The 9491-nt window shown below is 39.6% G+C and carries 7 protein-coding genes; 5 read left to right on the top strand and 2 right to left on the bottom strand.

Annotation, left to right across the window (positions count from 1 at the left end; translation table 11 throughout):
- Positions 1 to 190: 190 nt before the first annotated feature.
- Entirely contained in the window at positions 191 to 1138 is a 948-nt protein-coding gene (locus FB379_RS17835; RefSeq protein WP_066246666.1) for an aldo/keto reductase family protein, read from the top strand.
- A 141-nt stretch (positions 1139 to 1279) separates the two neighbouring features.
- Here the strand turns inward: FB379_RS17835 and FB379_RS17830 are convergent, their stop codons facing one another.
- Positions 1280 to 2812 (bottom strand): FAD-dependent oxidoreductase, encoded by a 1533-nt coding sequence (locus FB379_RS17830; RefSeq protein WP_144598543.1) that lies wholly within the window; start codon positions 2810 to 2812, stop codon positions 1280 to 1282.
- A gap of 881 nt (positions 2813 to 3693) precedes the next feature.
- The gene (locus tag FB379_RS18515) at positions 3694 to 3846 is read right to left on the bottom strand and encodes a hypothetical protein (RefSeq protein WP_158640221.1); all 153 of its coding nucleotides are present in this window, start codon (positions 3844 to 3846) and stop codon (positions 3694 to 3696) included.
- 169 nt (positions 3847 to 4015) lie between these two features.
- Between FB379_RS18515 and FB379_RS17825 the strand changes: the two genes are divergently transcribed.
- From FB379_RS17825 to FB379_RS17810, 4 genes are all read left to right on the top strand, one after another.
- A complete protein-coding gene (locus FB379_RS17825; RefSeq protein ID WP_133309080.1) occupies positions 4016 to 5767 on the top strand; it encodes a sensor histidine kinase in 1752 nt (583 codons plus the stop codon).
- Positions 5764 to 6495: a LytR/AlgR family response regulator transcription factor gene (locus FB379_RS17820; protein ID WP_066246670.1), complete on the top strand. Its 732-nt coding sequence runs from the start codon at positions 5764 to 5766 to the stop codon at positions 6493 to 6495. Before FB379_RS17825 ends, FB379_RS17820 begins: the two co-directional genes overlap by 4 nt.
- 170 nt (positions 6496 to 6665) lie before the next feature.
- Positions 6666 to 8459 (top strand): carbon starvation protein CstA, encoded by a 1794-nt coding sequence (gene cstA / locus FB379_RS17815; RefSeq protein ID WP_063389551.1) that lies wholly within the window; start codon positions 6666 to 6668, stop codon positions 8457 to 8459.
- Between the two features lie 196 nt (positions 8460 to 8655).
- A complete protein-coding gene (locus FB379_RS17810; RefSeq protein WP_063389550.1) occupies positions 8656 to 9231 on the top strand; it encodes a TetR/AcrR family transcriptional regulator in 576 nt (191 codons plus the stop codon).
- Positions 9232 to 9491: the final 260 nt, after the last annotated feature.

Here is a 9491-nt window from a genome sequence, read left to right as displayed (position 1 = left end):
GCTTACGGATGAAATTCAAAAAAATGGTTCGCTAACCTATGACTTACATCTATTTTCAGCGAACCAAAAAATTCCCACAAAGTCTTGACTGACTCCTTCAAACAAATTGCTTTCAGATTCGAAATGTTTAGTATTATAATGAGTCTTGAATGAATTTTTTTGCTATTTTTTGAAAAAAGGGGATGAATAAATGAAATATCGCAAATTGGGAAGAACGGGGCTAAAGGTTAGCGAAATCAGTTTGGGAAGCTGGCTTACATACGGAAACTCCATCGAAAAAGAAACGGCCATTCGGACGATTGACAAAGCGTATGAGCTAGGCATCAATTCATTTGATACAGCGAACGTTTATGCAACTGGGGAAGCGGAAAAGGTCGTCGGTGAAGCATTGCGGAAATATCCGCGTGAATCATATGTTTTGGCAACGAAAGTATTTTGGCCGATGGGAGATGGCCCCAATGACAAAGGCTTATCGCGGAAGCATGTGTTTGAACAGCTCCATGCCAGTTTAAAACGCCTTCAATTAGATTACGTTGACATTTATTACTGCCACCGCTATGATCCGGAAACACCGGTCGATGAAACGCTGCGCACAATTGATGATCTTGTCCGGCAAGGAAAAGTGTTATATGTCGGCGTCAGTGAATGGACTGCTCAGCAAATACAAGAAGCTCTTGGCACAGCAGATCGATATTTGCTGGACCGCATCGTGGTCAACCAGCCGCAATATAATATGCTGAACCGTTATATTGAGAAGGAGATTATTCCAGTCTGCGAACATAACGGTATTAGCCAAATTGTTTTTTCGCCGCTTGCACAAGGTGTTCTGACGGGGAAATATAAGCGCAATGGAGACATCCCGGAAGGAAGCCGTGCGAGTGATCCAAAAGCAAATAAATATATCAATGATTTGCTGACAGATGAAAATTTATTGAAGGTAGAAAAATTAGGAAAAGTGGCGGATAAATTAGGAATTAAACTTTCCCAATTGGCGATTGCTTGGGTATTGCGGCAGCCGAATGTTGCCAGCGCTCTGATCGGATCCACCAAGCCGGAGCAAGTCGAAGAAAACGTCAAAGCAATTGATGTGGAATTAACGGAAGATGTGCTCGAGGAAATTGAGCAAATCCTGTCGTAGTTTTCCTTAAGGCAGAATGCAGACTTGTTCATTTTGATTGAAGAACAGACGTTTCAATAAAAAAGGGGAGAAAGGATTGTTTTTGCTCAACAAGTCTTTCTCCCTTTTATTTTTCATTTTTTGGACTTGGAAGCGATGCAGTCACCCCTTTAATTTCTTAATTGATTTGAGTGCCGGACCTTCTACAACATCGCCGTCTATTGAAAATCTCGAACCATGGCATGGACAATCCCATGTTTTCTCGCCGCTGTTCCATTCTAATTCACAGCCTAAATGGGTGCAGGTAGTATCTACGATGTGGAGGCTGCCATTTTCATCTTTGTAGGCACCGGCTCTTTTTCCGTTATAGGAAACGACTGCTCCTTCATCAGGGGCTAAATCTTCCGGCTTTCTTAGAGCAAACTCAAGCTTTCCTTCAATCAAATGCTTTGCAACATCTGTATTTGTTGAAATAAACTGCTTCACGCTTGGATCTGCTTGAAATCTTGCTGGGGTAAAAAGCTCGCGATATCGGTTTTCCTTCCCTTTAATTATATCGACAAGCAGTCGTGCGGCGGCTGTGCCGTTTGTCATTCCCCATTTTCGAAACCCTGTCGCAAACAGGATATTTGCTTTCTGTTCGTTTATATGTCCAATATAAGGAATTTTATCCAACGTTGTTAAGTCTTGAGTAGACCATCGGTAAGGAATTTTTTGTATGCCGAATGCTTGATCGCCAAAAGCTTGAAGGGACTCGTAATGCTGAATCATCGGGATTCCTTGTCCAGTTTTATGATTTTCACCTGCGATCAGCACAAGCTTTTCTCCATTGATCGTGACGGACCGAAGCGACCGAACCGGATTTTCGGCGCTGATGTACATGCCGCCGGGATACTCAATTTTTGTTTTGACAGCAATAATATACGATCTTTCCGCATACATTCTTGAAAAATAAAAGGCGGCATCATAGAAAGGAAAATGCGAACAAATGAATACATAGTTGCACAAAATGTGATAACCGTCTTTTGTCAAAATTTTCGGGTGTGGGCCATGTTTTATATCGACAGCTGCTGTATTCTCATAGATGTCTATCCCTTTTTCCGACGCGTTTTCCACAAGCTTTTGCAAATATTTTAACGGATGAAATTGGGCTTGATTTTTCATCACAACTGCTGTTTTTGCCTGTACGGGAACAGGGATGTTTTCCACAAGCTCTCCTTGAATTCCAAGCTTTTCATATGCTTTATATTCGTTTTCGATTTTTTTTATGTATTGCTCTGAATTCGTATAAACATATGCATCCTCTTCTTTCCAATCGCATTCGATGTTGTGCTCCTGTATCGTTTGTTTGATAAACTCCATCGCATCGCTGGCTGCTTCATAATATAGCTTTGCATTGCTTTCCCCAAAGTGCTGTATAAATTCATCATAAATCAGCCCGTGTTGTGCGGTGACTTTTGCGGTTGTATGTCCGGTCGTACCATTTAAAATACGATCCGATTCGATCAGCGCGGTTTTGATTCCTTCTTTCGCAAGCAGATAGGCGCTTGTGATGCCTGCGATCCCGCCGCCAACAATCGCTACATCAACAAAAATATCTTTGTCAAGCTTGTTGAAGGAGGGCAGCTGAACAGAATCTGGCCAAAACGGTTTTGAAAGCTGAGGAAGTTCATTTTTACTAACGGCTTCTTTCATAAAAAAGTTCCTCCTATTAGAACTGATGATGCTTTTATCTTTTCCTAATATTTGGGTTGTTATGTGCATCTGATAATTTTGAGCGACCTTTTTATTTCAATTAAGATATGCTACGTTTCAAAGAAATAAGTTTTTTGCTGATCCCAATCATTCCTTTCTTCTACTTAGGGTTGCTGTAGGAAAATGCAGATTTAGAACACTAAGTAAATTCCGAAATAAAAAGCCTAATTCTCTCATTTTAAATGATGAGAAATTAGGCTTTTTCCTTAATTAGACAATATAAATTATAATGGACAAACATTAAAGCATAAGTTTTTTTACGAAGAGCACTCGAATAGTTATTATATGACTACAACCGAAATAACTAAAATGACACATTTTTATTATCATTGTATTCTTTAAGTAATTTTTCACATAAATCCTTGCAAATTCCTTGAGAATGGTATCTACTCAATAATTCACTTAGGTTTATGAATATTTTATTTTCATTTAATACATTTTTAAAATCTTGATAAGTGCCCTTTCTATTAATTTTCACCTTTCTTTCAGGGAAAAGGCTATTTATTTTATTATTGACTTTGTTATTGATTCTTCACTCTCAGCCACTGGGTTTTATAATGTTGAAGCAAAAGTCAAAATTGTTTCGATAAAATGTATATCATCTTCATGTAAACCATTTTTTCATCCATTCACTTACAGCTAAAATCCCCACAAGTATCTCTCCTAAAAGAATAAGGCATCTGCCATACGAATAGCCCAGCTTACAGCTATTGCAATGTTCTCAGCGGTAGTTTTACTCATTCTAGTATTCTTTTTTAAGTAAACTGGAAGTCTTGTTCTAACCATAGCGGCTGCATCTGAACCAGCATTTTCAAATTGCGTTAACCAATTTCCGATTTTTTACTATTATTTTTAAACGTTCTGGCAGTAGCTGCGTCTATTATGTTAAAATGTCTTGCCGCATCAATTACCGCATCTCCACCCGCTCTAAGCAACTGTGCGACTTTCACTACAGCTTTGGATCTAACACCCATAGTATAATGAATACTGCCTAAAAATCCATTTTGAGAAGCTTAAAATGTAATAGTAATGATAACCATTGTGAACATTAAACTTTATTCAACATCCTTTAATAGGTACAATGAATATTGACACCGTCAGCGAACAAAAGCTGGAATATCGGTGTAAAGGAGTGTGTCTGTCTTGTTTGATTTAATGCCTTTAATGCTGGAGCGAGTGGGAATTTTAGTCATTTTAGCTTTTTTGTTATCAAGGATGAAGGCATTTCGGCGAATGATTCATCATGAGCATGGATTAAGCGAAAAGCTAATGCTGATTGCCGTATTTGGATCTTTTGGCATTATTAGTAATTATACTGGTGTCGAAATTGCTCAAGGCAATATCAGCTCACAAACATGGCAAATAGAAGTGGATGGAGATGCCGCAATTGCCAATACAAGAATTATGGGAGTAGTGATTGGGGGATTGCTTGGCGGTCCATTCGTCGGCATCGGCACTGGTCTAGTAGCAGGACTGCATCGGATGACATTAGGAGGATTTACCGCGTTTGCTTGCGGAGCATCTACTATTTTGGCTGGATTCGTGACCGGTTTCCTTTGGAAGCGTTTTAGAATAAAAGACAATTTTTCACCTTGGAAAGCTGTTTTGACCGGAATTTTTATGGAATGTACTCAAATGGGACTTATTCTCTTACTTGCCCGCCCGTTTGAATCCGCAGTTAAGCTTGTAGAATTAATCGCTCTTCCGATGATTACGATTAACGGATTTGGGACTCTTATTTTTATTTTAATTATTCATTCGATTCTAGTGGAGGAAGAGCGGACGAAGGCTCTTCAAACACATAAATCTCTTTACATCGCGCAGCAGACCTTGCCATTTTTCCGAAAAGGCTTAAATGAGCATTCGTGTAAAAAAGTAGCGGAAATTATTTTAAAATGGACGAAAGCAGATGCCATTTCCATTACCAATCGGGAAATTGTCCTCGCTCATATCGGTGCCGGTTCTGATCATCATAAGCAGGGGCAAACTTTAGTAACAAAGCTGACAAAAAAGGTTTTAGAGCAGGGTAAAATCATTAAAGCAAAATCGAAGGAGGAAATCCAATGCCCAAATTCTGATTGTCCGCTTCAGTCAGCGATTGTTATGCCGCTTCAAGTACACAACCAAACGGTTGGCACGTTAAAGCTTTATTTTTTAGATCCGAGTCTTATGGATAAAGTGGAGCAAGAGCTGGCGGAAGGACTTAGCAAGCTGTTTTCTACCCAATTGGAGCTTGCTGATGCAGAACTGCAGAGAAAACTGCTGAAAGATGCAGAAATTAAAGCTTTGCAGGCGCAAATTAATCCGCATTTCCTGTTCAATTCGTTAAACACGATTTCCAGCTTGATCAGAACTGATGCGGATAAAGCTAGGAAGCTTCTTTTAAAATTAAGCGTGTTCTTCCGAAGTAATTTACAGGGAGCTAGACAATTTGTCATTCCGCTTGAAAAAGAGCTTGAGCATGTTGAAGCATACTTATCTATTGAGCAGACAAGATTTCCTGATAAATATCATGTAAGTTTTGATATTGACCAAAGCTTAAAGAAAGTAATGGTTCCGCCGTTTACGCTTCAGCCTCTCGTCGAAAACGCCATCAAGCACGCTTTTGCCAATAAGGAGCATGGGAAAGTGTCCATTCGGGCGTATGCAGAAAATGATCAAATGATCTTAATCACCGAAGATAATGGCAGCGGCATTCCTGATCATTTATTGCGCCAATTGGGAAATCAGACCGTTCAATCGAATGATGGAACAGGAACAGCTCTTTGGAATATAAAAAAACGAATAGAAGAAATTTATGGTTCCGCCGGAGCCTTCCATATTAAAAGCGATGAAAATGGAACGAAAGTGACGATTAAGTTTCCATTAGAAATGAAAGGAGAAGTAGCCGTATGATCAAGGCTTTTATCGTGGAGGATGAACCGTTGGCAAGAGACGAACTTATTTACTTGCTTAAAAGGAGCAAGCAGGTAGAGATTGTTGGGGAAGCGGAACAAATGGATGAAGCGATTGAAAAAATCCGCCAGACCGACATGGATGTGATCTTTCTCGATATACAGCTGTCATCTCATGAACAAGGGATTAGACTTGCTGAAAAGCTAATGGAGATTGATCATAGACCTGAGATTGTTTTTGCAACCGCTTATGATGAGTACGCTTTAAAAGCATTTGAGCTGAATGCGGTTGATTACATTTTGAAGCCGTTTGATGAAGAAAGGATATTTCATACAATTGAAAAAATTTCAAAGCGGCTGGAAGCCCGCCAAGAAAAAAGACCGCAATATTTTCAAATGCAGGATGAAAAGATTCCTGTATCATTAGACGACCGCATTCTGCTTATTAACGTGAAAGATATTCTTTATATTGAGTTTAATGACGGAAAAACCATTATCACTTGCCGCGATCAAAAATATGAAGTTAAAGAATCGCTTGTCACTTTTGAAAGAAAGCTGCAGCAAACGCACATCATGCGTGTTCATAGAGCTTATTTAGTCAACTTGAATGAAATAGTTGAAATTCAGCCGTGGTTCAACTCCACGTATCATGTAATCATGAAAAATGGCGATTCGATCCCGGTCAGCAGAACTTATACGAAGGAACTGAAAAAGCGATTGGGCATTTAAAAAAAGCTGAAAGCTTTAAGCAATATTTGTGACAAAATTGTTGCAATTCAATTTAAGAAATTGACGATTTATCCCCGGATTCTTGCATTTTGTTTTGAAAACCGATCATGAAGATGTTTATTTAATACAATGAATGTAAAAAGCAAGAACAAAGGGGAGGTTGCAAAAAAATGAATGCGATTACAATCGTGATTGCCTCAATGTGTATTTTAATGATCGCTTACCGTCTTTACGGAACATTTATGGCTGTAAAAGTGTTGAAGCTGGATGATTCAAAACCGACACCAGCTCACGAATTAAATGATGGAAAGGATTATGTTCCGACGAATAAATGGGTAAGCTTCGGGCATCACTTTGCCGCTATTGCTGCAGCAGGACCGCTCGTCGGACCGATCTTGGCCGCACAATTTGGATATTTGCCCAGTCTGCTGTGGCTTTTGATTGGTGCCGTAATTGGGGGAGCCGTCCATGATGCAGTCGTGTTATTTGCTTCCATGCGGCAAAAAGGGAAATCATTATCGGAAGTAGCAAAAGAAGAATTAGGTCCGGTAGCCGGCTTTTGTACAGGACTTGCCATGCTGTTTATTATTACCATAACAATGGCTGGTCTTTCCATGGTTGTTCTTCATGCATTGGAAAAAAACCCTTGGGGCACGTTTGCAGTCGGAATCACCATTCCTATTGCAATGGGAGTCGGAATTTTCTATAAGAAAACAGGCAATTTAAAATTAGCTTCAACAGTTGGCTTTATTTTATTAATGATAGGTGTTTTCGCAGGACCTTCCATACAAGAAACAGCTCTTGGGGATTGGTTGACATTCGATACTAAAACTTTGGCGCTTATTTTACCAATCTATGCATTTTTTGCTGCGGCTTTGCCGGTTTGGCTGCTGCTTGCTCCTCGTGATTATTTGAGCAGCTTTATGAAAATCGGTGTGTTCATTGCGCTGATCATTGGTGTTTTTATCATTAATCCTTCTATTGAAATGCCGGCCTTTACAGAATTTATCCACGGCGGAGGGCCGATTTTAGCTGGACCTGTTTGGCCGTTTATATCGATTACAATTGCATGCGGTGCGATTTCAGGATTTCACGCTTTTGTCGGATCGGGTACAACGCCGAAAATGCTTAATAAGTGGAGCGATATAAAAGTTGTCGGCTTTGGAGCCATGTTGGTGGAATGTTTGGTCGGCATCATGGCGCTGATCGCTGCAACAGCTCTTCATCCGGCAGATTATTTTGCGATCAATTCCGCACCGGAAGTATTCCGGACACTTGGAATGGATGTTATTAATTTACCAGCTTTAAGCCAGGAAATAGGTTTAAATTTGGAAGGAAGAACAGGTGGAGCGGTTACACTTGCAGTTGGAATGACTTATATTTTTACTGCGATTCCATGGTTTGAGAATTTGGCTTCATATTTTTTCCAATTTGTTATAATGTTTGAGGCTGTTTTCATTTTAACTGCGATTGATGCAGGAACACGTGTAGCACGTTATTTAATTCAAGATTTCTTCGGTGAAGTGTATAAACCATTGAAAAAGGTAGACTCCGTTCCGGCTTCCGTATTTGCAAGCGCTTTAGCCTGTTTTATGTGGGGGTACCTGCTTTACTCAGGAGATATTGGATCGGTTTGGGCATTGTTTGGCGTATCGAACCAGCTGATGGCGTCCATCGGACTGATTGTCGGTGCGACAGTCATTTTAAAAATTGCCGATAAACGAAGATATATGCTTACTTGCCTCATTCCGTTAGCTTATTTATTTGCTACAGTAAACTATGCAGGCTACTGGATGACCGTAAATGTTTATTTGAATCCGGAAGCTGCAGGCTACAACGTATTAAACGGAATTTTATCCATCATTATGCTCGTTCTTGGTATTGTCATCTTGGCAACGGCATTGAAAAAATGGATTGAAATATGGAATGATCCGGGCTTTCAAATGGAGGCTAAATCAGCCTGACACAAGGGTAATTGGGCGGCTCATTTGTTGATGCCGCTCTTTATTTGTTTAAGCATCACAACAGCGGTGGCGACAGAGGAGGAGAAATGATAAAACGATGGCAAAAAAACTTAATGGAAGTAATGGATCGTAAAAGCAATATCATGTACAATAACAACTAACTAATTAGTTAGTTGTATAAAAAAGGGTGATTTTTATGGCGAGAAATAAAGGAGAAGAGAGCAAAAAGAAAATATTTCAAGCTGCTGCGGAGCTGTTCGCTCATAAAGGTTTTCATGCTACAAAGATCAGCGATATTGTGGCAAAAGCAGGGCTCACGCAGGCAGCTTTTTATCTTTATTTCAACAGCAAGGAAGAAATTTTCGAACAAATGCTTGAAGATTTTGAAAAGCAGTTAATTCATTTTAGTGATGCAGGAAAAAAAGTGGCTGATATACAACCGGAGCATGTGAAAGACCATGTCCGTGAGACAATCGCTGACATTCTGAAGTTTCTCGGAAAAAATCCTCACTTAACGAAAGTTGCACTCAGGGAGAACAAAGATGATCGTTTACGAAGCATCATTGTTGAAAAAATAGCAGCAAATATGAGCAACAATCAAAGACTTGGAATTGTTAAAACGGAAATTGACACTCAATTTGCCGGTGAAGCATTTCTCTCAGTGATCGAGCACATTATTGAACGATATGTAATGACAGGAGAAAAAACAGAAAATGAACTTGCGGACCAAGTGTCCCTTTTGTTCTTAGAGGGGATTTTGAATAAAAATTAAATTTTAAAAGGAGGAACATGAAAGGTGCTGGAATGACTTTAACATCATTTCGCATTAGTGTATATGCGAAATAAAAAAACGAGATTAGATCAGTCGTATTCCATCGGATAAAATGCTATTTAAAACCGCTAACCAATTTATTCGGTTAGCGGCTGCTCCGTTTTACCTGAATCCGTGACAAAACATCTTTACAATGGTCGCAAACCGTTGATACGATAAGGGAAAACGACGTTGACGATTCTTCATCAAGTAGGTGATGT

The organism is Aeribacillus composti, assembly GCF_007827555.1.
Classification (GTDB): Bacteria; Bacillota; Bacilli; order Bacillales; family Aeribacillaceae; genus Aeribacillus; species Aeribacillus composti.
The sequence above is the reverse complement of the archived record's forward strand: the minus strand, read 5'-3'. Positions and strand labels throughout refer to the sequence as shown.

Bases quoted from the DNA above. Each gene is read 5' to 3' on its own strand.
- FB379_RS17830 (WP_144598543.1), bottom strand. From the start codon at position 2,812: ATGAAAGAAGCCGTTAGTAAAAATGAACTTCCTCAGCTTTCAAAACCG.
- FB379_RS17820 (WP_066246670.1), top strand. From the start codon at position 5,764: ATGATCAAGGCTTTTATCGTGGAGGATGAACCGTTGGCAAGAGACGAA.
- FB379_RS17810 (WP_063389550.1), top strand. From the start codon at position 8,656: ATGGCGAGAAATAAAGGAGAAGAGAGCAAAAAGAAAATATTTCAAGCT.
- cstA (WP_063389551.1), top strand. From the start codon at position 6,666: ATGAATGCGATTACAATCGTGATTGCCTCAATGTGTATTTTAATGATC.
- FB379_RS18515 (WP_158640221.1), bottom strand. From the start codon at position 3,846: ATGGGTGTTAGATCCAAAGCTGTAGTGAAAGTCGCACAGTTGCTTAGA.
- FB379_RS17835 (WP_066246666.1), top strand. From the start codon at position 191: ATGAAATATCGCAAATTGGGAAGAACGGGGCTAAAGGTTAGCGAAATC.